Source organism: Paenibacillus sp. GYB004 (assembly GCF_036577605.1).
Lineage (GTDB): Bacteria > Bacillota > Bacilli > Paenibacillales > NBRC-103111 > Paenibacillus_AB > Paenibacillus_AB oceani.
In genome coordinates, this window is the sequence record NZ_JARBDB010000026.1 from 12,087 (window position 1) to 31,991 (window position 19,905).

A 19,905-nucleotide genomic window follows, 5' to 3' on the forward strand; every position below is an offset into this window, starting at 1 on the left:
TCACGCTTCTATAGCGAGGGTGCTTTTTTCATGCACTGGGAGGTGAGTGGTAATGCCGATACGCTACAAAAAAGACGTTTTTATCGAGGCTGTCGTGTTTGACAACACGTCCGGTAATCATCAGGAAATCATCGAATTCACTGGCTTGCCGATCATGGTCGAGTACACCAGTGGGGGCGTGCAACTGCGTGTCATTCGCGGAGCGTTTAGCGTTCTGATCGCTAAACTTGGGGAATGCGTTGTCAAAGAAGTGGACGGTGAGCTGCGGGTCTGTACCCTGGAAGCGCTGGAAGCTGAATATGAGATTGTGGGGGAGTGAAAAGTGAATTTCGGGCAAGCAATTGAGGCGGTGAAGGCAGGAAAGAGCGCCGCTCGTAAAGGCTGGAATGGCAAAGGGATGTTCATTTATCTTGTCAAGGGCAATGATCTGTCTTCGGGTCTTAAATATGGGTTCGGAGAGTACGAGGGGGAACCCACGTTCACAAGCGCGATTTTCATAAAGACGGCTCAAAACACAATCTCTCCATGGCAGCCTTCTAACGGAGATATGCTTGCCGAGGATTGGGTGGTTGTCGAATAACGGGCCTAGGCCGAGACTGCTGGGGCCTTTGTCGTCCTTTTGGTATTGTGGACGCTAAAGAACAAGACATCACCGGCCGCGACCGGGTTAAAAAGCGAAGATGAAAAAGAAGGGATGATATAGCATGACGAAGGAAGAGTTTATTGCACTGGGACTGACCGAAGAACAGGCCGTGAAGGCCGCTGCTGCATCTGCCGAGGAACTGAAGAGTTTTATCCCGAAGGCGCGCTTCGATGAGGTGAACACGGCAAAGAAGGCGGCCGAGGATACGCTCAAAGAGCGCGACAAGCAGCTCGAGACGTTGAGTAAGTCGGCCGGTGACAACAAGGCGTTGCAGGACCAGATCACGCAGCTTCAAACCGAAAACAAGGCGGCCAAGGAGAAATACGAATCCGAAGCGAAAGAACTACGCCTGAGTACGGCTGTGAAGCTGGCACTTACCGGAAAGGTCCACGATCCGGATATCGTCGCCGGGTTATTGGACAAAACGAAAATCGAGATCGATGATGCCGGCAGCGTAAAAGCCGGACTGGACGATCAAATCAAAGCCCTGCAAACGAGCAAGGCTTTTTTGTTTGTCCCGGAAGACAAAGGCGGCGGCGGATTCCAGTTTAAAGGCTTCAAGCCGCAAGAAGGTGGCGGCGGTGGTGCCGGAGGCGGTGCCGACAAAGCGGCTGACTTCGGTAAGCGGGTGGCTGACTTCGCCAAGCAGAACGCCGACGTTTCGCAATCGCAAAAATCCTATTTCGAATAAGGAGCTGAATCCAAATGTCCAAATTTGTTCAAACGGATTTCGGAAACAAAAAGCAGATTCTTAAATTCCCGGATCATTATGTAAATCTAGCAATTACGGTAAATGATGCCGGAGTAACGGCGAATGCAGACGGGAAAAAGATTGTTCCGGCCGGCACGATTATGGGCGGCGGAGTCATTGCCGATGCAACGAAAAAATCTGTTAAGTCCAACGATGCCAATGCCGAAGGCGTGCTGTTCACCGACGTTGACGTGACATACGGTCCGGCGTCTGGAGCATTGTTGATTCACGGTTTTGTGGATCTGGCCAAGTTGCCGGAAGCACCTGCGGCAGCCGCTGTTACTGCTCTTAAACAAATTACGTTTATCGCCTAAATGGCAGAAAGGGTAAGGTGACTCATGCCTACTATCTTTGATCTTGTAAACTCTAAGGCGATTGCAGCCTATATCACGAATAATCCGTCCAACAATATCCCGTACCTCGGCGCCACGCTGTTCCCGCCGAAGAAAAAGCGCGGGCTGGACCTGAAATGGATCAAGGGAGCCCGGGGCCTTCCTGTTTCTCTGATGCCATCGGCATTTGATGCGAAGGCAACGCTTCGGGATCGCATCGGTCTTTCGAAGGTTGAAACGGAAATGCCGTTTTTCCGGGAGGCAATGCGCATCGGGGAAAAAGACAGACAAGAGCTGCTGTTGCTCGCCGAGAGCGCAAACGACTCTTATATCATGCCGATGATCACAACCATCTTTGACGATGCAGCAACCTTGGTATCCGGCGCCCAGGTTATCCCGGAGCGCATGATCATGCAATTGCTCTCGACAGGCAAAATCAAGATCACGGCAAACCGTCAGGACTACGACTACAACTACCAAATGGATGCGGACCATAAGGAAACCTTAACAGGCTCAGGAGCTTGGACCGATGCAACCAGCACGCCGATTCAAGATATCCAGAGCTGGCAGCAGATTGTCGAGCAGGATACAGGGACGAAGCCGACCCGCGCCATCTGCTCCCTGGATGTCTGGAATGCACTGATGGCGCATCCGTCCATCCGACTCGATATGAATCCACTCGGCGGCCAGAACATCATCATGACGGATTCGATGCTGAAGCAGTATATCCAAACCAAGCTTGGCATTTCCGTAGCTGTATATTCCAAGAAGTACGCGCTGCAGGATGGTAGCTCGCATCTGTTCTATCCGGAAAAGCACTTTACATTGGTCCCGGATGGAAATCTGGGCAACACCTGGTACGGTACGACGCCGGAAGAAGCCGACTTGATGAGCGGCGCAACTGCTGCGGAAGTATCTATTGTGAATACAGGGGTGGCGATCACAACGATTAAGGAGCCGCATCCAGTTAACGTAGAAACGATTGTTTCGGAAATCGTACTCCCGAGCTTCGAAACGATCGATACCATCTTCATCGCTAAGGTACTGCTGTAGGGAGGGGCTTCGGCCTCTCTCTATTTTCGAAAGGAGCGAACGACATGTCCAGAAAAGCAAAAGAAGAACAACTGCCGCTGACGCCAGATGAGCCGAATCAAATGGGGCCGCAAGTCCCTGATGCAGACCAACAGCCACCGGTTCCGCCAGAGGTGAAAGAGCCGGAGACCATAACCGTCAAGTGGGCTGTTAATGTCAAGCACAATCAGCACCGATACCGTGCCGGTGAAAAGACGGAAATAACCGCGGAGGAGTATCCCGAGCTGCTTCGCGCTAAAGTAATCATTCCGCAAGAGGAGTGATCCCGGATGGCGATAAGCAAAGCGGAAATTCGTGATTTGGTGAAGCGTCGTTTAGGGATAGCACTTACTGACACGACGCATGATGACTTGATCGACCTGTACATTGACGCCACCGAAGAAGCGATTCTGAATTATTGCAACATCTCATCGGTCCCGGACGGACTTAAACAAACTTGGGCAGCCATGGCCGCGGGTGCTCTATCCGCGGAGCAATCTGCAATTTTGTACCCGAATCCGGATCCGGTAGAAGTATACGAAACCCATATCGGAGACACGACGGTCAAGCCGGTCAAACAGGTAGCTCCACCAGTTCCAAGTCTCACGGTTATCGAATCGCTTGTCTTCGACTACCGTCCAAGCCTGCATGCTTACCGAAGGCTGAGGTGGTAGTGTGTCGATCGATTTTAGCAAGCACCGTTCCGCGATCGAGAAATTGTACACGGACCGATGCACCGTCTACCGGCACGTCAAGGTTAAGGAGCCGCTGACCAAGGAGACGAAGCTTGTTGCTGAGCCGGTATATACGGACCATCCTTGCCGTATCTCGCAGAAGGCACTCGCCCAGAACAGTCAGACCGAGGCGCAGAACGACATCCGGTACGAAACCAAGCTATTCATCGCCCCGGAGTTGGAACTGCAGCAGGGCGACATTCTGGAGGTCACACGCGGTCGTATTACCGCCCCGGGGTGGGGGCCAATCGCTCCGATGCGTAAATATGTAGCCGGCGAGCCGTTCCTGTATGTGACGCACCAGGAGATTAGCATTCAGCGCAAGGAGTGGGCCTAATGCCGAGGTGGGGCGAGTTCGATTTTGCAGAAATCAAAGCTCTCGCCAAGAACTTCGAAGAGATAGAGAAAGCTCTCCCTGCCTTCATCGAAGAGTGTGTCCATGAACTTGCGGCCCGTTTGCTCGCTAAGGTCGTTATCCGGACTCCGGTCGACACTGGCGAACTGCGGCGCGGCTGGACGTTAGGACGGGTGATCCGAATTGCCTCAGGCTATCAGGTTGAAGTAATCAACCCGGTGGACCATGCGATATACGTGGAGTTTGGGCACCGTACCAAGAACCATAAGGGCTGGATTGAAGGCCGGTTCATGCTGACGATCTCGGAGAAAGAACTGGAGCGAGAGCTGCCGGCCATTCTTCAAAAAAAGCAGGAAGCATTCTTAAAGAAATATTTGGGGTGAGCACATGCTGGTCACATTTAACGATGTCCGCATCGGAATCAATACTGTCTTAGATGCTGCTTTCCCGGACATTCCGGTTCATGGGGAAGAGATCAAGCAGGATTTGGAGCCTCCCTGCTTCTACGTGCGGTTGCTTGGACCGGCTCATACCCAGGAGCTCGGCCGGCGCTTCATGCGGCATCATCCGTTTGATATCCACTATTTCGCACCAGGTCGCGATAACGACCACATGTACGCAATGGCGGAGAAGCTGACGGACGTATTGCAGTCGATCGACGTCGCCGGCCGCCCTGTTACTGGGTACGGGATGCGCTTTGAAATTATCGACGAGGTGCTACACTTCTTTGTCGAGTACAAGCTGCACGTATGGGCACCTTTGCCGGATGATCCGAAGATGCAAGAACTGGAGCAGAAAGAAGGGATTAAATGAGCGAGAAACTGAAGAAAGCGGCATTTACCAAACAGCAATTTCTCGCCTCTCGGCAGCGGCCGGGTGTAGAACGGGATATCTTGGCCGCTGTGTTGGAGGATGACAAGTCCTACACGATCGCGGAAGCTGATAAGCTGATTGAAGATTTTTTGAATAAGGAGGCTCGATAATCGATGGCAACCGGAGGAACTTGGACCACACAGAATAAGGTGCGGCCAGGCACATATATCAATTTCGTCAGCGAAGCGAAACCGATCGGGGCGATCGGCGAGCGCGGGATCGTGACTATTCCGCTCGTTCTGTCCTGGGGCGAGCCCAAAAAGGTTATTGCAATCGAAGCTGGCGAAGATACGTTTGGCTCGCTCGGTTACAGCATTACTGATCCGAAGATGCTGCTGGTGCGCGAAACCCTGAAACGAGCAAAGACGCTGCTGGCCTACCGCGTGAATGTCGGGACCAAGGCAACAGCGACGGCCGGGAACCTCACCGTCACGGCAAGATGGGGTGGTGTCCGCGGGAATGACATTACGATCGTGATCCAGACGAATATCGACGACAACGCAAAATTTGACGTCAAAACGTTGATCAGCGGCACCGTATACGATACGCAGACTGTGGCGAACATTGCGGGGCTTGTCGCAAACGATTGGGTCGTCTGGAGCGGAACCGGGGCACTCGCCACGAATGCTGGTGTACCACTCACCAGCGGTGCGGACGGAACAGTCACCAATCAGGACTATACCGACTTCTTGGCCGCCGTGGAAATATTCGATTTCAATACAATGGCTCTCCCGGTGACGGATAATACGTTGAAGAGTGCATATGTGTCGTTTGCCAAACGCCTCCGTGATGACGAAGGGAAGAAGATTCAGGTTGTCGTGGAGAACTATCCTGCGGCCGACTATGAGGGCGTCATCAGCGTCAAAAACGGAGTCATCCTTTCCGACGGAACGACGCTCACAGCGGCGCAGGCGACCGCGTGGACGGCCGGAGCGACAGCGGGTGCACAAATGAACCAGTCGCTCACCTTCACGGCTTACGATGACGCTGTGGACGTGGGAACGCGGTACACGAATTCGCAGATCGAGGCGGCGCTGCAGGCGGGAGAATTCCTGTTTACCGCAAATGCTGGCCGCGCACTAGTGGAAACGGACATCAACAGCTTTACGGGCTTTGTTCCGGCGAAAAATAAAACGTTCAGCAAAAACCGCGTGCTCCGCGTCCTCGATGGCATTAATAACGATTTCGTCCGGATCTTCGCTGATTTTTACATCGGGAAAGTCGACAATAACGCGGACGGTCGGAACTTGCTGAAAAACGAATGCGTCCGGTATTTAGAGACGCTTCAGAACATCAACGCGATTCAAAATTTCGATTCGGAGACGGACATCACGGTCGTACAAGGCAATGAAACGGATTCGGTTTACATCGAACTGTATATCCAGCCGGTCGATGCAATCGAAAAAATCTATATGAAAGTTGTGGTGAGATAAGATGATTTTGCGTGAAGGGGATCCAATCAGTGGGAAATATGCTAAAGCGTTTGCCACCATCAACGGCCGCGTCGAGGAATTGTTTTACGCCAAATCGCTCGAGTCCACGATCGCGAAGAACAAAGTGGACTTGCCGACTTTAGGCAGAACGAACACGCCGCAGCGATCGGCAGGGTGGAAGGGCAGCGGAACGATGACGGTATACTATGTTTCGTCTGTGTTCCGGAAACTCATACGTGACTATGTGAAGACGGGGAGAGACTTCTGGTTCGATCTCCAGGTAACTAACGAGCAGCCGGGTTCGTCTGCGGGCAAACAAACAGCAATCCTAATCGCCTGTAACCTAGACAGCATTACGGCCGCAAAATTCGATGCCACTAGTGACGACATGCTCGACGAAGAAATGCCGTTTACCTTCAGTGATTACGACATTCCCGACCAGTTCAACACCATTACCGGCGTCTAATAAGCGCACTGCTAGGAGGAACGTAAACCATGTCCACATTGCAAGAATTCCTTAACGCCAATCCGGTCGATAACCTGACCGATGAAGTAGCCATTTCGCCGCGATTCGGCAGCTTGAAATTCAAAATCAAGGCCATGACAAACCGAGAATTTGATGACATCCGGAAGCGAGCTACTCGGATTTCGAAAGGGCGGAAAGTGGAGTTTGACGCCCAAGCATTCAATACCACGGTGATTATCAACCATACGCTGCAGCCGGACTTCAAGGACGCGGAGAGCATCAAGAAACTGGGGTGCACGACGTCGGAGGAATACCTCAATAGGGTACTGCTCTCTGGCGAGATCGCTTCGCTTGCTGCCGAGATCCAGAAGCTTAGCGGCTTTGATGTCGAGATGGAAGATCTGGTCGAAGAAGCAAAAAACTAATACGGGAGGGCGACGGCGAGGCGAATTACGCCTACTACGTCCTCCACAAGTTCCGCAAGTGGCCAAGCGAATTTTTGGCGTTGCCACGGGAAGAAAAAGCTTTTGTTATGGCCTGCAATTGACGAACAGATCGCGGCTGAAAAGAAGGCAATGAAACGATAACGTCCTCCCTTGCGTAAAAGTGTGATAATATGGTTAGGAAAAATTAGCCATGGCAGGGAGGACGTTAACGTTGAAAAAATGGATAGGACTTGGATTTTTACTCATAACAATCATGGTATTCTCAGGCTGTTCATCCTCTGAACCGAAAAGCAACTTAACCTTGGATACTTTCATCAAAGCTTATACGGATGCAGGGGTCAAGGTTGACCCAAACAAAAAACAAATAGCTCAAACGGTAGGAGCAAAAAACGGGGTCATATTTCTATATGGATAAATCACCAGTAAAAATTTACGAATTTAAAGATGAAAAAGAAATAAAGGAAGCTGCAATAGAAAAATCCCCAGATATCAAAAAAAGGCCTACTAATGGAACGATTCCTATTAGAAACAAAGAAAGAAAAAGCAAAAGAAATATTCAAAAACGTAAAATAGACATTTCAAGCACTCTCCTAAGCGAGGGTGCTTTTTATATTGTGAAAGGAGGCTCACTCTTGGCAACAGTAACATCAACACTAAGAATGATGGACTCCATGAGCGGCCCTATTGCTCGGGCTATAAAGCAGGTTAACGCGCTTATAACATCTGCCGAAAAATTAAACCAGACCATGAAAGCGGGTCCAGGCAACTCGGCAAGTCTTGTTCCCCCAAAGACCATTAGCGATCAGCAACGAATGATCACGAATAATCAGCAAATCATCCATATGACACAAGTGATCAATAATGACTACCGACAAATTAACCACACAGTTAACCAGACGAACAATGCAATCAATCAAGCTGCCCGAAGCCAAGAGAAAATGAGCAAAGAGTTACGGGATGCCCGTAGCGAATCGAGCGGGTTATTGTCCACATTAAAGGGAATAGCAGCGACCTATTTATCGTTTCAAGGGATTAAAAATCTCTTCGGTGCGACAGTGGGCGGCGCAATGGAACAGAAAAAAATGGAAGACATGTTCAAGGCGCGAACCAACGATGATCTGATAGGCAAAGCGATGTTCGAGAAGTTCAGGGCAGAGGCGCTGGCGGCTGGTCAAGACGTAAGCAAAACCCTGCAAGGCACACTCTCATTTTTCTCAACGACGCAGAATACGAACCAGCTTTCCAAACTGAACAACCTGGTACAGCGATTAAACGCATTCGACAGTGCGGGCAACGGAATCGAAGGCGCGGCATTCGCATTAAAAGAAGCCATGACCGGAGATATCGTATCACTGGCGGAACGGTTTAACATGTCGAAGGTGGATATTCGGGCGTTTAAGGTGGACGAATATGGCAAGACCGGTGACATCGAGAAATTCATAACAGCCTTCGACAAACTCCTGGAGAAACAGCAGATGGGCCAGAAAGCATTCGAAACAATGATGAAGAGCCCAGCGAAACAAGCCGAGATATTAGGCAACAACATCCGAACGGCTTTTGCAAATGCCGGCGGGGCAGCTCTGCAAAGCCTACTTCCCCTGATCACGACACTGAACACAGAATTTCAAAACGGCAAGTACCAACCCTTTTTCGATGGCCTAAGCAAAGGGCTTGCCAAAACAGTTGAGGGATTCGTGAAATTCTTTAAGATCGTGTCGCAAGCCTATTCATTTATGACGGATCACTGGAAGATCATCGAGCCGATCCTATGGGGCATCGTAGCAGCGATTACAGCCTGGACCGTGGCGCAGTGGGCACTTAACATAGCACTGACAGCGAATCCAATCGGAGTCATCATCATGGCCATTGCTGCGCTGATCGGCATTATTGTGGCCGTGACCACGTATATCATAAAGCTATGGAAAACGAATGACGATTTCGCTGCAGGCTTTATGAGATCCTGGAACTCTATATTGAACTTTTTCGATCTGCTCCCCGTAGCCTTTCGACTAATAGGGAATGGTGTTGTAAACGTCTTCCAGTGGATGAAGGTAAAGTCGCTTGAGATTATGGAAGATATGATTAATAGCATGATTGATCGATATCAACAATCTGATTGACAAAATCCGAAACTCTACCAGGATGATCGACATTGGAGACCATCAACAAAATCGAGCTCGCAGCCAAAGCTGCCCTAGAGGCAGAGGCCAAGAAACAGGCCGGTAACGACGAAATCAAAGCGCTAAAAGAAAGCGCGGCCTTGAAAGCAGTCGAACGCGAACAAAAAGTGCTGGACATGCTGGAAAATCGAGCAGCAAGCCGAGCGGCAAAGGAAGCTGAAAAGAGCAACGCGGCGACGCCATTCGACTTTACATCGTGGAATAAGACAGCGGACATTAACCGAATCGGAAGCGTCGGAGAAGTAGGCAAAATCAAAGACACGGTCGATATCAGCAGCGAGGACCTGCGCATGATGCGCGAACTGGCCGAGATGAAGAACATTCAGAACTTTGTCAGCTTGGCTCCAACGGTGCAGGTGACGACAGGGCCAGTGAATAAGGAATCCGACATTCAGACGATCGTCGCGAATATCAAGACGGCACTCGAAACTGAAATCGCATCGTCTGCAAAAGGTGTATATGGATTGGCATAAAAGAGGAGGAGCGATAGCATGGAAATCACTATCAAGATAACGCAAGATGATGTAAAGATGATGTGTGAGTTGGCCGAACTGAAGAGTGTCCAGAACTTTGTTGCGATCACGCCGACGGTACAGGTGTCGACTGGCCTTGTAAACAAGGAAAGCGACATTGATTCGATCGTAAAGCGGATTGCTGAAAGGTTGAGCGGCACGATTCGAGAAGCAACGAAAATTGACTATTGCTACCGAAAAACCGATGAGCCCGTTGTCGGAAATGTGAAAATTGACGGGGAAAAGATAGCAAACGCCATATACGAAGCAAATGATACATTAAAGCAATTGATAGAATAAGAGCGAGGCGCGCTGCGAATTTACTTACCGAATTTCTTGAACGTTTTGTCGAGCTGGTTGAGTGTTTTTTCGAAATCTCGAGAAGCCTTATCGGCGTCAGTTAAGGTCTTCTTTGTTGTATCATCATGACGTAACTCAATATTCGTATGACAGCTAGGACAGCTTACAATACTACCATCTTTAGCTACTTGCTTGAATTTTACTTTGAAACGATTTTGGCATTGAGGGCAATCAATGTCTATTTTTTCGTCTCCGAACAATGATTCTAGAGTAGTATTTGGCATGAAATCTTAACCTTTCTCTACACGCGCCTCGTTCCATTATTATACAATTCCTTACTAGCCTTTGTAACGGGAGGTGGTACAATTGTCCAACTACGGCATCTGGCTGAGCTTCAACAATCAGCAGGAAGGGTTTCAGGTTCCAATCAATCCGGGCTCGATCGAAATAGGAAACGGTGGGAACGGCCGCACCTACGACGTCGCCGGACTGGGTGAAGTAAACGTGATCAAGGACCCGAAACTGGCAGAATACTCGTTCAGCGGTATATTCCCCGCTCAGCGCTATCCATTCGTTGCAGCGAGCATCCTGCTCGAGCCGCAGCAGTATATTGAATACCTGCAGAAGTGGCAGGCAAGCAAGCGGCCCATTCGGTTTGTGTTTACTGGAGCATCGTTCGAACTGAATACGCCGGCCAGCATCGAAAACTTCGATTGGAAAGAATCGGCGGGAGGAAGCGGCGATATCGAGTATACACTGCGGCTCAAGCGGTACGTGTTTTATGCTGCTCAGCGCGTGAGCGTAACCACCCAAAGCGTTAACGGTGTCGAGACGCCTGTAATCGAGCAGGCGCCGCCGGAGCGACCGAACGATCAGCAACCGCCGAATACGCACCTGCTAGCGGCAGGCGAGTCCTTGTGGGCTGTGGCGAAGCGTTTTTTCGACGACGGCGCCCGCTGGAAGGAAATCCAGCAACTGAACGGCATATCCGACGCACAGCTGAAAAGCTTGCCGGTTGGGTATGAGCTGAAGCTGCCGGACCCGCCGGGAGGGACCATGTATGCTTGAGATCCTGCTGGACAATAAGGACGGCAATGTATGGAACATCTCCGAAATCGTGGCCGGCGTGACATGGAAAACGGCGCGGGTTGGGAAGCCGGCCAGCTTGGAGTTCACAATGCTTAAAAATGGTATCTACCAGGCCACCAACTTCCGCGTTAACAACGGCGACATTGTCCGTTTCCGCGATGGCGACCAAGACGTATTTTACGGTTACATCTTCTCGATCGATTTCGGCAAGGACGAGGACGTTAAGATCCTCGCCTATGACCAGGTCCGCTATCTGCTGGCGTCGGATACATACGTGTTCAAAAATACTTCCGTTTCCGAGGTGGTCCAGCAGATCGCGGAGGACTTCTCGCTTTCGACCGGGACACTGGCCGACACCGGTTACCGAATCCCCACGATGGTCGAGGATGGACAAACGCTGCTCGATATCATTGAAAAAGCGATCACGCTGACGCTATGGAACACGCAGCGCCATTACGTCTTTTATGACGACTTCGGCGCCTTAACAGTCCGGAACGTCGAGGACATGCGCGTCGACATCCGGATCGGCAACGGCATCCTCTACGACTATGCCTAAAAGCAGTCGATCGATACCGACACCTACAACAAAATCAAGCTGGTCCAAGACAACAAGGATACCGGCCGCCGGGACGTTTATATCGCCCAGGACAGCGCCAATATCGCCCGCTGGGGCACGCTGCAGCTGTATCAATCCGTCGATGACAACAAAAACGCCGCGCAGATCAACGAACTCCTGGAGCAGTTGGCGAAGCTGAAGAACCGCGAAACGCGCAGTCTGCGGCTCGATGCGATCGGCGACGCCCGGGTCCGTGCCGGCTGCTTTGTTCCGGTCCAAATTCCGGAGTACAGCGTCAATCAATATTTCCTCATCGACGAATGCATCCACAGGTACGAAGGCGCCGACCATACCATGACGCTCGAACTCAAAGTGATTTAGTATGCTGCACAGAAAGCTCATGCAAAAGTGCAGGAGCTCACCAAGCAGGCTGCCAAGGATGCAGTCGAAGCCGGCGCGCCGTGCGCCGTTATGTTCGGCAATATAACAAATACGAATCCGCTCGAAGTGAACGTCGACCAACGCTTCACGATCGATGCGGATTTTTTAATTGTGCCGGAGCAGTTGACCCGGTACGAAATCGATCTGCGGCATAACCACACGACCGGCAGCGGCACGACCGGGGATGCCTTGACCGATAAAGTCGTCATCCGGACCGGGCTCCAACAAGGCGACAAGGTGATTCTGCTCCGGGTACAAGGCGGGCAGAAATATCTCATTCTGGACAAGGTGGTGAGCCCATGATTCCGACCGGATCGACATTAAAAAACGCCCCGGTCCAAAACGTGCAGCAAACCTCCCGCACCTGGCGACTCGACTTTGAAGCCGGACGAGTCACGGGAATGATTGATAACCTGGATGCCGTCCAGCAGGCCGTCATCAAGATTCTCCAGACGGATCGGTTCGCACAGCTCATCTACAGCTTCAACTATGGAAACGAGCTGAACCGGCTCATTGGCATGAGCCCGCTGTTTGTCCAGTCCGAAGCAACCCGGATCATCCAGGAAGCTTTGTCGGTTGACGACCGGATTCGGGGAGTCCAGGACGTCACGGTCTCCATTGAAGGGGACTCGATGACGATTACCTTTACGGTCATCACACAATACGGATCATTCCAGGCATCCTGGGAGGTGACAAGGTAGGTGTACGAACATCAAACATACGAGGCGATCCTAAAGCACATGCTGGACCGTGTGCCGAATAACGTGGACAAGCGGGAGGGTAGCGTCATTTACGACGCCATTGCCCCGGCAGCCGCGGAACTGGCCCAGATGTATGTCGAACTCGACATCAACTACAATCTATCGTTTGCCGACACTGCAACGGGCGCGGATCTTACCCGCAAAAGCGCCGAATTCGGCGTCAACCGGGAGCCTGCCACAAAGGCCAAGCGAAAGGGGCAATTTTACAATGCGGCGAATGCGCTATTCGACATCCCGATCGGCAGCCGGTTCACCATCGAGAACCTGAATTATGTGGCGATCAACAAGATCAGCACCGGCGTATACACCCTGGAATGCGAGGCGGCCGGCGTCGTCGGTAACCAAAAATTTGGCGCGCTGCTGCCGATCGCATACATTAACGGGCTCGCTCGCGCCGAGCTGACGGACGTACTGATCCCCGGCGAAGACGAAGAGACCGACGAAGCGCTGCGAGCGCGCTATTACGAAGAGGTCAACCGGCCGGCATTCGGCGGAAACGTCGCGGATTACAAACAGCGGATTAACGCCATGCCGGGCGTCGGCGGGACGAAAGTGTTTCCGGTATGGGCAGGAGGCGGAACCGTCAAATGCACAATTATCGCCGCCGACTGGAATGAACCGTCGACACAACTGGTGAGCGACGTGCAAACGGCCGTAGACCCGACCGTCAACAGCGGACAGGGGCTCGGTACGGCGCCGATCGGACATCAGGTGACGATCACCGGCGTGCAGGGCGTAACGATAAACGTGGAAACGACAATCACCCTGACGCCCGGGACAACAGCCTGGACAGGTGCAGCAGTCCATCGAGGACGCAATCGAGGCGTACCTGTTTGGGCTACGGAAGGACTGGGCGAACCAGAACCAGATCATCGTGCGCGTGGCGCTCATCGACGCAGCGATCCTGACGGTGCCCGGAGTCGTTGATGTGAACGGGACGACGCTGAACGGCGGAACGGCGAATATTACGCTCGGCCAAGAAGAGATCCCGAAGCTGGGGACGGTGACGCTGAATGTCTAAACCGATTCAATCGTATTGGCCAGAATACTACCAGGACATTCGCGATTTCGTAGAACTGGCCAGGACCGAAGACGCCGAGCTGCAACTCACTGAGGCAGCGGTTCAGCAGCTCTTTGACGATCAGTTCGTCATGACAAGCAGCCCGCAAGCCGTAAAGCGACGCGAGCAGATGCTGGGCATCCAAGCCGATCCGACGACGGAGTCGCTCGAATTCCGAAAGCGCCGGATCCTGAACCGGTACCAGACCAAACCGCCATTTACGATCCGGTACCTGCAGCAGCAGCTCGACACACTCGTCGGCCCCGGCATGACGATCGTGGCCGTCGACGTAGAAAACTTTCTGCTTACGGTAACGACCAACATCGAGAATGCCAACGTCTTCCGCGAGGTCGTTTATACGATCGATACGATCAAGCCGGCCAACTTGGTTTACCAACAAAATACGTCCCTGTCCGGCAGCATCGGCTTAAAGGAGCATATCTCCCGAAAAGACGTCACATGGAATTATAAACTTGGGTCCTGGCAGCTCGGGCAGTTACCATTTGCGACTCTCGGGCCGGAGGTGATCGTCAAATGATAACGGCGGGATTTTTGCACGATGTGGCTGGTTACGTGGATAACCGGATCGCGAAAGTCGTGCTCAACGGCTCGTATGAGATTACAAATTTCGAAGTAAAGTCCGTCACAGACAGCATGGTAGCAATAAACTATTTGGTACCAGTCGCGGATGTATCCCTGATTACGCAAATCGAACTGAAAGATGCGTCCAATAACGTCATAACATCCAACCCGGTCCATGTGCCGATCGCTTCGGATACCATGATGCTACAAACTATACTTGTGAAGGAGGTTTAACCCGTGGCCAAAACAGATTGGACAATAAACAAAACGGTGGAACCGGAAGACATGAACCAGATCGGGCAGGAGATTAACGAGAATAGGGAAAATCTAGATGAACATATGACAACGGTCGCGACGACCGAACACATACGGACACACGAAGCTTAACGACTCGACGAACAGCACGGCCACGAATGAGGCAGCGACGGCCAATGCGGTTAAGCAGGCGTTTGACCGCGCGAGCATGATCGAGGTGTCTAGCGTACTCGAGACTGTTAATATCGGCGATGTAGTTACGCGCGGATTTTATCGCCTTAACGGAGCGCACCCCGGACTTCCGCCGGAAATGCCTAACGCATGGGGGCAACTTCTCGTAATTCGCGGTAGTGCTGGCGATACAATAACGCAGTTGTTATTCGACCATTACCAAAGCGGTCTATGCTTCGTTAGGGCAGGGAGCCCGACGCAAATCGGCGGAAATGGAAGCTGGAGTCCTTGGGTACGGATCATGACATCGGCGGGCGGCCTGTTCACCGGAGCAATAACGATGCAGGAAGGTACTGCCTTGAACTTGGATAATGGGGTTGGTCTCGTTAGCTACAAAACGGATGACACCCCGGTAAATATGGTCCATATGAGCGGGAATCAAGCCGTTTTCGGGTCGCCAGTCGTGGGGGCTACGCTCCATAGCTCGGTTGTCCCGTCGTGGTGGAACGGAAGCGTTCTGCGCAATCTTATACACACAGGCGGCAGCCAGTCGATCGGCGGGGAAACGCAGCTGCATACGCTTAGAATGGTTGGCGATATTGTAACGGCTCCATCTGCCGGAAACATTAGCTCCGTTGCCTCCGGTAGAAAATTCGAAGTCATAGCAGATGCGAACCACGACGCCTACATGTCGTTCCATGTGGCCTCAAACTTCGCGTACAACTTCGGAATGAGCGCTAACGACCACCGCTTACGCGTCGGAGGTTGGTCGCTGGGAAACACCGATTATCGCGTATGGGATGAACGCGATTTCAAAGTCGGAACAACCGCGCCAGCGAATCCCGTAGTCGGCGCGATTTGGATCGATACGTCAGTATAAACGTAAAGGGGGCATCGCAATCAATGCCGCAATTAAAAACGTGGAACGGCTCCGCATGGGTCGTTCCCAAGGCGGTTAATATACGGTTCGAAAATAATTGGCGAGACTACAGCGACCGTATCAAGTATTGGAACGGTAGCGCATGGGTGGACGCGCACATCCCGCCAAACTACGCCATCAAAAACGGAGTATTCGTGAATGGGTTCTCATTCGCGCCATATTCGCAGAATATAAACGGAGACGCCGTGTACGACGCCGCAACTCAATCGTATAAGGTCGGATCAACGGCTAACAATGGTTACATTTGGATGCGTTCGAATAAAAACGTTCCGCACGTGGTAAATGGAAACTACGACCAGTTTATTGCACGCGTACGGTATGAGTCGACGGGGACAGGAGGAGCTTCCCGAATTGCTATGGTGAAACCGATACCGGAAGTAATTGACAGTAACCTGTACGGACATATAAACAGCAGTACCCCGTCGGATTGGCAGTTACAATCTGCCTCGTTCTTAACAGGGAGATCAGAGTATTCCGTCCAACTCTACGCAGGCGGTAACACTAACGGAACTTTTGTAATGTATATTAAAGATTTATGGTTCGTCTAATCTAATTAGGATAAATGATAGGAGCGCCCCGAGCAATCGGGGCTATTTTATTTGAAGATCAGGAGGCGATAAAAAGATGCCTGATATAAGACATTACTCTCCGCGTAGTGGCCGGATCATCAAAGAAGACAACAGCGTGGTTAATGAGGCAGAATTGCTGGAAGGGATACTCGCAGCCTTGACCGGAGGCGGCGGGATGGGTGCGAGGGTGTTGTCTGAGCAAAAGACGCAGGCTGATGCGGTATCCGGGACTGTCACCTTTTCGAAGCCGGTCAGTCTCATTGAGATCCTTAATCTTGACGAGACAAATGCCGGCGTATTTAACGTAAACGGATTCGACTGCAATGTCCCTGCAGGTCAGTTATTTGCGGCCAAGATCGGCGGCACTCCTCGGGCTACAGTGCAGGTTAGCGGATCGACATCTTATATTTTGACTACGTACGAGTAGGAGGAGCCGGCATGAGCTTTCAGGGGATGAACCCCGCATTTGTTGTTATTGACGACAAAGAGCTCCGAACACAGCTGGACTCAATGACAGTGGTGTCCAGCAGCAGCAACTTAATAAATCCATCTACAATCATTGACGGATACCTTGTTAGTGGAGGCGCGCTGACAGCAGACACTAACTATTTCACCACGGAGTACATTCCAATCAAGAATGGCGACGTCGTGCAATATACGCTGGATTCCGGGATGGGGAACAACAACAACCCATACCTGTATGACGCCAACAAGAATTACATCGGAGGGGCTAGCAGTACAGCAACGACACACAGAACCGCGACCATCAGTAACGCAAATGCGCAGTATATGCGGTTAAGTTTTGCAAAGTATAGATTAAGTTCAGCAATGATTACAATCAACACAGACTATCCCGCAACATTTGAACCGTATGGGGTAGATACGCACCTGAACAACGTATATGGACTTAACGACTTACAGCGGACACAAGTCACGGAAGTTGCTTCAGCTAATCCGTTGAAGGGTAAGATTATCTCACTCAACGGCGACAGCATAACTTCGGGCACTCCCGCAGGGTACGTCGGAGGTTATGGGAAAATCATTGCCGACAGGAACGGGATGACGTATCAAAACGTTGCTGTCGCTGGAGCGACAATTGCAAGCGGAACAACGAACAGCGGCGGGGGCAATCGCCACTGGGTAAGCCAGACGATTGGAAGTATGCGTGCTGATTCTGATTATGTCATACTGTCAGGCGGCGTGAACGACAAATCACTGACGACCATGGTCAATCTTGGGACTATGACTAACGGTATGACTGATACGTACGATCACACAACGTTTATCGGCGCAATGGAGTACATGTTCAGCCAAGCGGTAGCTCGTTTTCCGGGTAAGAAAATAGGCTTCGTTTTGGTTCACCGACTGTGGACTCTGACCGACGTTTTTCATACGACATGGTATCCGGCCATCGTCAAAGTTTGTCAGAAGTGGGGTATCCCGCTTTGTGACCTATATGCCACAGTTCCGTCCATGAATCTCATAGCAGATTTGAAAACGAATTACACAACAAATGCTGACGGTTGGCATCCGAATGAACAAGGCTACAGACTGTACTATGTTGATAAGATTGAGGCATGGTTGAAGACGTTGTAGAGTATGCTCCGAGCCGATCGGGGCTATCAAAAAGACGAGTACAAATGAGGTGAGCCTAGTGAGTAAATATGTAATTTGCGATACAGCAGAATATGATAACAACACCATGGAGTACGACACGTGGGAGGAGGCATATGCTGCTTTTTCACAAAAAATTAAAGAGACAAACCCTAACTGGAAAGGGAAATTGTTTATTGCGGAAATCAAGGAAGTATCCGTTTTTCCTAAGTTTCCTTATTAGGTGTGATTATGACTCCACCCACTTCAGCTCGGTCATGAAAAATGTTTACACAAGATCTCTGGAATTCCTCTTGATTCTCATGACTTAACCGGGAGTACCATGTCTCAACAGTTGAACATATCTCATGACAGAAACTTTCTACATTTAACAAAAGAGTATTTCCAACCTTTGCGCCATGAACGCCTATTGTGGTAAATGTAAACTTCTCTAAGATCATTCTGCACTGTTGGTGCGATATTTCGCTGGAAGCTTCATGGAGCACTGAGCATCGAAGTGCATAGCAATCATCACCATGCAAAGTAATACCAGGTGAAAATCCCCATTGAATGTAATGGTGCCGGAGGTTTTCATCAAACCATTTCGAGTATCGCTTTCTGCTGCTTCCGATATCGGGGTATGAGTATTTCCCGCAAATATCCGGCAAGGTTAAGGAGACGATCAGAGCGGAATACCAATTCTCATGTTCTATCGATTTTTTAATTGAGTTAATAAATCTATTCATTGCAACTGTCACCCCTTTCATTTTTCACTAAAAATGCGTAACAGGTAGATTATACCATGACTGCTCCGATAGTATCGGGGCTATTTTGTTGCCCGCAAACGGGCAGAGAGGGGAATAGGATGAGTGCGAAGCTGATCGTATCCACGATTTGGACGGCTGCTGCAGGCAGCACCGGTAAGGAATTTGTTTTTGGAGGGATGACCGCTGTATCCGGCTTGATAGCTCAGTACCTTGGCGGCTGGGATGCAGCGCTTAAGGTGCTAGTTGCCCTGATGCTTGCCGATTACGTAACAGGCGTCCTGGGCGCGTTTAAGACCAAAACGGTCAACAGCGAGGTTATGTTTTGGGGCGGCGTCCGGAAGGGCATAACGCTTGCTGTAATCGCATTAGCGGCCATGTGTGACCAGTGGGTCGGAGCAAACGCTCCAATCTTCCGCACACTGGCCGTTTACTTTTATGCGGGCCGGGAAGGCCTGAGTGTTGTCGAGAATCTCGGGCCGCTTGGAGTGCAACTGCCCCCTGGGCTGGTTAAGTTTCTTGAGCAGCTTAAGCAAAAGGGCGAGGGTGATAACGATGCAAAGTCGTAATCCAGTAAATATCCCGATCATCGACGTATCCAAGTGGCAAGGGCAGATAGACTGGCTTGCAGTCGCAGCTTCCGGAATCAAAGGGGCGGTGGTTAAATCTTCGGAGGGGGTCGGCTATATCGACCCTCTTTTTCGTCGCAACGCGGTCGGCGTACCGGCCGCCGGGATGAAGGTCGGCTTTTATCATTACTGCCGCCCGGAGACGCCCAACACGGCAAAAGCCGAAGCCGAGCACTTTCTGGAGACGGTGACCGGGCTGCCGGCGGAACTTCCGTACGTCTTGGACGTTGAAGGCGATGCGGCCAAGCTCGGGGCAAGTAAACTGACGGACTGGTGTTGTGAATGGCTGGAGACGGTCGAGAAGCGTTCCGGGCACCCGGTAATGGTTTATACCGGTGGCTCTTTCGCTCGCTCATTCTTGGCCAGCAAGCTTGCCCGCTGGCCGCTGTGGATCGCCCA

Annotated in this window: 32 protein-coding genes and 1 pseudogene; 32 read left to right on the forward strand and 1 reads right to left on the reverse strand. The window is 51.2% G+C overall.

Annotated elements, in window-relative coordinates:
• Positions 1 to 52: 52 nt before the first annotated feature.
• The 18 genes from PV433_RS11445 to PV433_RS11530 all read left to right on the forward strand — a co-directional run bounded on the left by PV433_RS11445 (position 53) and on the right by PV433_RS11530 (position 10,096).
• Positions 53 to 319, forward strand: coding sequence for a hypothetical protein (locus PV433_RS11445; RefSeq protein ID WP_332072273.1), 267 nt, complete (start codon positions 53 to 55; stop codon positions 317 to 319).
• A 3-nt stretch (positions 320 to 322) separates the two neighbouring features.
• On the forward strand, positions 323 to 580 hold the full coding sequence (locus tag PV433_RS11450; RefSeq protein WP_332072274.1) for a DUF2829 domain-containing protein: 258 nt from the start codon (positions 323 to 325) through the stop codon (positions 578 to 580).
• A gap of 124 nt (positions 581 to 704) precedes the next feature.
• Complete coding sequence (locus PV433_RS11455; RefSeq protein WP_332072275.1) at positions 705 to 1,334, forward strand: phage scaffolding protein; 630 nt, start codon at positions 705 to 707, stop codon at positions 1,332 to 1,334.
• Positions 1,335 to 1,348: 14 nt separating this feature from the next.
• Positions 1,349 to 1,708, forward strand: coding sequence for a hypothetical protein (locus PV433_RS11460; protein WP_332072276.1), 360 nt, complete (start codon positions 1,349 to 1,351; stop codon positions 1,706 to 1,708).
• 24 nt (positions 1,709 to 1,732) lie between these two features.
• The gene (locus PV433_RS11465; protein ID WP_332072277.1) at positions 1,733 to 2,779 is read left to right on the forward strand and encodes a major capsid protein; all 1,047 of its coding nucleotides are present in this window, start codon (positions 1,733 to 1,735) and stop codon (positions 2,777 to 2,779) included.
• Positions 2,780 to 2,823: 44 nt separating this feature from the next.
• Positions 2,824 to 3,081: a DUF7210 family protein gene (locus PV433_RS11470; RefSeq protein ID WP_332072278.1), complete on the forward strand. Its 258-nt coding sequence runs from the start codon at positions 2,824 to 2,826 to the stop codon at positions 3,079 to 3,081.
• Positions 3,082 to 3,087: 6 nt separating this feature from the next.
• Positions 3,088 to 3,471 (forward strand): phage head-tail connector protein, encoded by a 384-nt coding sequence (locus tag PV433_RS11475; RefSeq protein WP_332072279.1) that lies wholly within the window; start codon positions 3,088 to 3,090, stop codon positions 3,469 to 3,471.
• 1 nt (position 3,472) lies between these two features.
• Positions 3,473 to 3,868, forward strand: coding sequence for a DUF6093 family protein (locus PV433_RS11480; protein WP_332072280.1), 396 nt, complete (start codon positions 3,473 to 3,475; stop codon positions 3,866 to 3,868).
• Positions 3,868 to 4,269: an HK97 gp10 family phage protein gene (locus PV433_RS11485; protein WP_332072281.1), complete on the forward strand. Its 402-nt coding sequence runs from the start codon at positions 3,868 to 3,870 to the stop codon at positions 4,267 to 4,269. Before PV433_RS11480 ends, PV433_RS11485 begins: the two co-directional genes overlap by 1 nt.
• A gap of 4 nt (positions 4,270 to 4,273) precedes the next feature.
• Positions 4,274 to 4,699: a phage tail terminator family protein gene (locus tag PV433_RS11490; RefSeq protein WP_332072282.1), complete on the forward strand. Its 426-nt coding sequence runs from the start codon at positions 4,274 to 4,276 to the stop codon at positions 4,697 to 4,699.
• Entirely contained in the window at positions 4,696 to 4,869 is a 174-nt protein-coding gene (locus PV433_RS11495) for a hypothetical protein (RefSeq protein ID WP_332072283.1), read from the forward strand. Before PV433_RS11490 ends, PV433_RS11495 begins: the two co-directional genes overlap by 4 nt.
• Positions 4,870 to 4,872: 3 nt before the next feature.
• The gene (locus tag PV433_RS11500) at positions 4,873 to 6,192 is read left to right on the forward strand and encodes a phage tail sheath family protein (RefSeq protein ID WP_332072284.1); all 1,320 of its coding nucleotides are present in this window, start codon (positions 4,873 to 4,875) and stop codon (positions 6,190 to 6,192) included.
• Position 6,193: 1 nt separating this feature from the next.
• Positions 6,194 to 6,658: a phage tail tube protein gene (locus tag PV433_RS11505; RefSeq protein WP_332072285.1), complete on the forward strand. Its 465-nt coding sequence runs from the start codon at positions 6,194 to 6,196 to the stop codon at positions 6,656 to 6,658.
• 29 nt (positions 6,659 to 6,687) lie between these two features.
• Positions 6,688 to 7,083 (forward strand): phage tail assembly chaperone, encoded by a 396-nt coding sequence (locus tag PV433_RS11510; RefSeq protein ID WP_332072287.1) that lies wholly within the window; start codon positions 6,688 to 6,690, stop codon positions 7,081 to 7,083.
• Positions 7,084 to 7,315: 232 nt separating this feature from the next.
• The gene (locus PV433_RS11515; RefSeq protein WP_332072288.1) at positions 7,316 to 7,519 is read left to right on the forward strand and encodes a hypothetical protein; all 204 of its coding nucleotides are present in this window, start codon (positions 7,316 to 7,318) and stop codon (positions 7,517 to 7,519) included.
• On the forward strand, positions 7,512 to 9,224 hold the full coding sequence (locus tag PV433_RS11520; protein WP_332072289.1) for a hypothetical protein: 1,713 nt from the start codon (positions 7,512 to 7,514) through the stop codon (positions 9,222 to 9,224). The genes PV433_RS11515 and PV433_RS11520 overlap by 8 nt, the downstream gene beginning before the upstream one ends.
• Positions 9,225 to 9,256: 32 nt before the next feature.
• Positions 9,257 to 9,757, forward strand: a complete 501-nt coding sequence (locus PV433_RS11525; protein ID WP_332072290.1) for a hypothetical protein — start codon at positions 9,257 to 9,259, stop codon at positions 9,755 to 9,757.
• A gap of 18 nt (positions 9,758 to 9,775) precedes the next feature.
• Positions 9,776 to 10,096, forward strand: a complete 321-nt coding sequence (locus tag PV433_RS11530; RefSeq protein ID WP_332072291.1) for a hypothetical protein — start codon at positions 9,776 to 9,778, stop codon at positions 10,094 to 10,096.
• Positions 10,097 to 10,116: 20 nt separating this feature from the next.
• On the opposite strand, the gene PV433_RS34075 is transcribed toward PV433_RS11530, so the two are convergent.
• On the reverse strand, positions 10,117 to 10,380 hold the full coding sequence (locus PV433_RS34075) for an MJ0042-type zinc finger domain-containing protein (RefSeq protein WP_442951508.1): 264 nt from the start codon (positions 10,378 to 10,380) through the stop codon (positions 10,117 to 10,119).
• 82 nt (positions 10,381 to 10,462) lie between these two features.
• Here PV433_RS34075 and PV433_RS11535 point away from each other — a divergent pair, with 82 nt between their 5' ends.
• The 14 genes and pseudogenes from PV433_RS11535 to PV433_RS11605 form a co-directional block, all read left to right on the forward strand.
• Entirely contained in the window at positions 10,463 to 11,164 is a 702-nt protein-coding gene (locus PV433_RS11535) for a LysM peptidoglycan-binding domain-containing protein (RefSeq protein ID WP_332072292.1), read from the forward strand.
• Positions 11,157 to 12,122: pseudogene (locus PV433_RS34080) on the forward strand (XkdQ/YqbQ family protein). Before PV433_RS11535 ends, PV433_RS34080 begins: the two are co-directional and overlap by 8 nt.
• A 27-nt stretch (positions 12,123 to 12,149) precedes the next feature.
• Positions 12,150 to 12,485 carry a DUF2577 domain-containing protein gene (locus tag PV433_RS11550; protein WP_332072295.1) on the forward strand — a complete coding sequence of 112 codons (336 nt, stop codon included), beginning with the start codon at positions 12,150 to 12,152 and terminating at the stop codon, positions 12,483 to 12,485.
• On the forward strand, positions 12,482 to 12,883 hold the full coding sequence (locus PV433_RS11555) for a DUF2634 domain-containing protein (protein WP_332072296.1): 402 nt from the start codon (positions 12,482 to 12,484) through the stop codon (positions 12,881 to 12,883). Before PV433_RS11550 ends, PV433_RS11555 begins: the two co-directional genes overlap by 4 nt.
• Positions 12,884 to 13,870 carry a baseplate J/gp47 family protein gene (locus PV433_RS11560; protein WP_332072297.1) on the forward strand — a complete coding sequence of 329 codons (987 nt, stop codon included), beginning with the start codon at positions 12,884 to 12,886 and terminating at the stop codon, positions 13,868 to 13,870. It abuts the gene before it with no gap.
• Positions 13,871 to 13,956: 86 nt separating this feature from the next.
• Positions 13,957 to 14,541, forward strand: a complete 585-nt coding sequence (locus tag PV433_RS11565) for a putative phage tail protein (RefSeq protein ID WP_332072298.1) — start codon at positions 13,957 to 13,959, stop codon at positions 14,539 to 14,541.
• Positions 14,538 to 14,819 (forward strand): ketopantoate hydroxymethyltransferase, encoded by a 282-nt coding sequence (locus tag PV433_RS11570; RefSeq protein WP_332072299.1) that lies wholly within the window; start codon positions 14,538 to 14,540, stop codon positions 14,817 to 14,819. Before PV433_RS11565 ends, PV433_RS11570 begins: the two co-directional genes overlap by 4 nt.
• A 3-nt stretch (positions 14,820 to 14,822) precedes the next feature.
• Positions 14,823 to 14,972, forward strand: coding sequence for a hypothetical protein (locus PV433_RS11575; RefSeq protein WP_332072300.1), 150 nt, complete (start codon positions 14,823 to 14,825; stop codon positions 14,970 to 14,972).
• A gap of 397 nt (positions 14,973 to 15,369) precedes the next feature.
• Positions 15,370 to 15,891: a hypothetical protein gene (locus tag PV433_RS11580; protein WP_332072301.1), complete on the forward strand. Its 522-nt coding sequence runs from the start codon at positions 15,370 to 15,372 to the stop codon at positions 15,889 to 15,891.
• A 684-nt stretch (positions 15,892 to 16,575) separates the two neighbouring features.
• A complete protein-coding gene (locus PV433_RS11585; RefSeq protein WP_332072303.1) occupies positions 16,576 to 16,947 on the forward strand; it encodes a hypothetical protein in 372 nt (123 codons plus the stop codon).
• A gap of 11 nt (positions 16,948 to 16,958) precedes the next feature.
• On the forward strand, positions 16,959 to 18,116 hold the full coding sequence (locus PV433_RS11590; RefSeq protein ID WP_332072304.1) for an SGNH/GDSL hydrolase family protein: 1,158 nt from the start codon (positions 16,959 to 16,961) through the stop codon (positions 18,114 to 18,116).
• 58 nt (positions 18,117 to 18,174) lie between these two features.
• Positions 18,175 to 18,357 carry a hypothetical protein gene (locus tag PV433_RS11595; RefSeq protein WP_332072305.1) on the forward strand — a complete coding sequence of 61 codons (183 nt, stop codon included), beginning with the start codon at positions 18,175 to 18,177 and terminating at the stop codon, positions 18,355 to 18,357.
• A gap of 621 nt (positions 18,358 to 18,978) precedes the next feature.
• The gene (locus tag PV433_RS11600; RefSeq protein WP_332072306.1) at positions 18,979 to 19,446 is read left to right on the forward strand and encodes a phage holin family protein; all 468 of its coding nucleotides are present in this window, start codon (positions 18,979 to 18,981) and stop codon (positions 19,444 to 19,446) included.
• On the forward strand, positions 19,433 to 19,905 hold a 473-nt coding region (locus PV433_RS11605), incomplete at its 3' end, for a glycoside hydrolase family 25 protein (RefSeq protein ID WP_332072307.1). The genes PV433_RS11600 and PV433_RS11605, both read left to right, overlap by 14 nt.

Excerpts from the sequence above, each read along its gene's own strand:
- PV433_RS11445 (WP_332072273.1), top strand. The coding sequence starts at position 53 with ATGCCGATACGCTACAAAAAAGACGTTTTTATCGAGGCTGTCGTGTTT.
- PV433_RS11455 (WP_332072275.1), top strand. The coding sequence starts at position 705 with ATGACGAAGGAAGAGTTTATTGCACTGGGACTGACCGAAGAACAGGCC.
- PV433_RS11460 (WP_332072276.1), top strand. The coding sequence starts at position 1,349 with ATGTCCAAATTTGTTCAAACGGATTTCGGAAACAAAAAGCAGATTCTT.
- PV433_RS11465 (WP_332072277.1), top strand. The coding sequence starts at position 1,733 with ATGCCTACTATCTTTGATCTTGTAAACTCTAAGGCGATTGCAGCCTAT.
- PV433_RS11470 (WP_332072278.1), top strand. The coding sequence starts at position 2,824 with ATGTCCAGAAAAGCAAAAGAAGAACAACTGCCGCTGACGCCAGATGAG.
- PV433_RS11475 (WP_332072279.1), top strand. The coding sequence starts at position 3,088 with ATGGCGATAAGCAAAGCGGAAATTCGTGATTTGGTGAAGCGTCGTTTA.
- PV433_RS11485 (WP_332072281.1), top strand. The coding sequence starts at position 3,868 with ATGCCGAGGTGGGGCGAGTTCGATTTTGCAGAAATCAAAGCTCTCGCC.
- PV433_RS11490 (WP_332072282.1), top strand. The coding sequence starts at position 4,274 with ATGCTGGTCACATTTAACGATGTCCGCATCGGAATCAATACTGTCTTA.
- PV433_RS11495 (WP_332072283.1), top strand. The coding sequence starts at position 4,696 with ATGAGCGAGAAACTGAAGAAAGCGGCATTTACCAAACAGCAATTTCTC.
- PV433_RS11500 (WP_332072284.1), top strand. The coding sequence starts at position 4,873 with ATGGCAACCGGAGGAACTTGGACCACACAGAATAAGGTGCGGCCAGGC.
- PV433_RS11505 (WP_332072285.1), top strand. The coding sequence starts at position 6,194 with ATGATTTTGCGTGAAGGGGATCCAATCAGTGGGAAATATGCTAAAGCG.
- PV433_RS11510 (WP_332072287.1), top strand. The coding sequence starts at position 6,688 with ATGTCCACATTGCAAGAATTCCTTAACGCCAATCCGGTCGATAACCTG.
- PV433_RS11520 (WP_332072289.1), top strand. The coding sequence starts at position 7,512 with ATGGATAAATCACCAGTAAAAATTTACGAATTTAAAGATGAAAAAGAA.
- PV433_RS11530 (WP_332072291.1), top strand. The coding sequence starts at position 9,776 with ATGGAAATCACTATCAAGATAACGCAAGATGATGTAAAGATGATGTGT.
- PV433_RS34075 (WP_442951508.1), bottom strand. The coding sequence starts at position 10,380 with ATGCCAAATACTACTCTAGAATCATTGTTCGGAGACGAAAAAATAGAC.
- PV433_RS11555 (WP_332072296.1), top strand. The coding sequence starts at position 12,482 with ATGATTCCGACCGGATCGACATTAAAAAACGCCCCGGTCCAAAACGTG.
- PV433_RS11565 (WP_332072298.1), top strand. The coding sequence starts at position 13,957 with ATGTCTAAACCGATTCAATCGTATTGGCCAGAATACTACCAGGACATT.
- PV433_RS11570 (WP_332072299.1), top strand. The coding sequence starts at position 14,538 with ATGATAACGGCGGGATTTTTGCACGATGTGGCTGGTTACGTGGATAAC.
- PV433_RS11585 (WP_332072303.1), top strand. The coding sequence starts at position 16,576 with ATGCCTGATATAAGACATTACTCTCCGCGTAGTGGCCGGATCATCAAA.
- PV433_RS11590 (WP_332072304.1), top strand. The coding sequence starts at position 16,959 with ATGAGCTTTCAGGGGATGAACCCCGCATTTGTTGTTATTGACGACAAA.
- PV433_RS11600 (WP_332072306.1), top strand. The coding sequence starts at position 18,979 with ATGAGTGCGAAGCTGATCGTATCCACGATTTGGACGGCTGCTGCAGGC.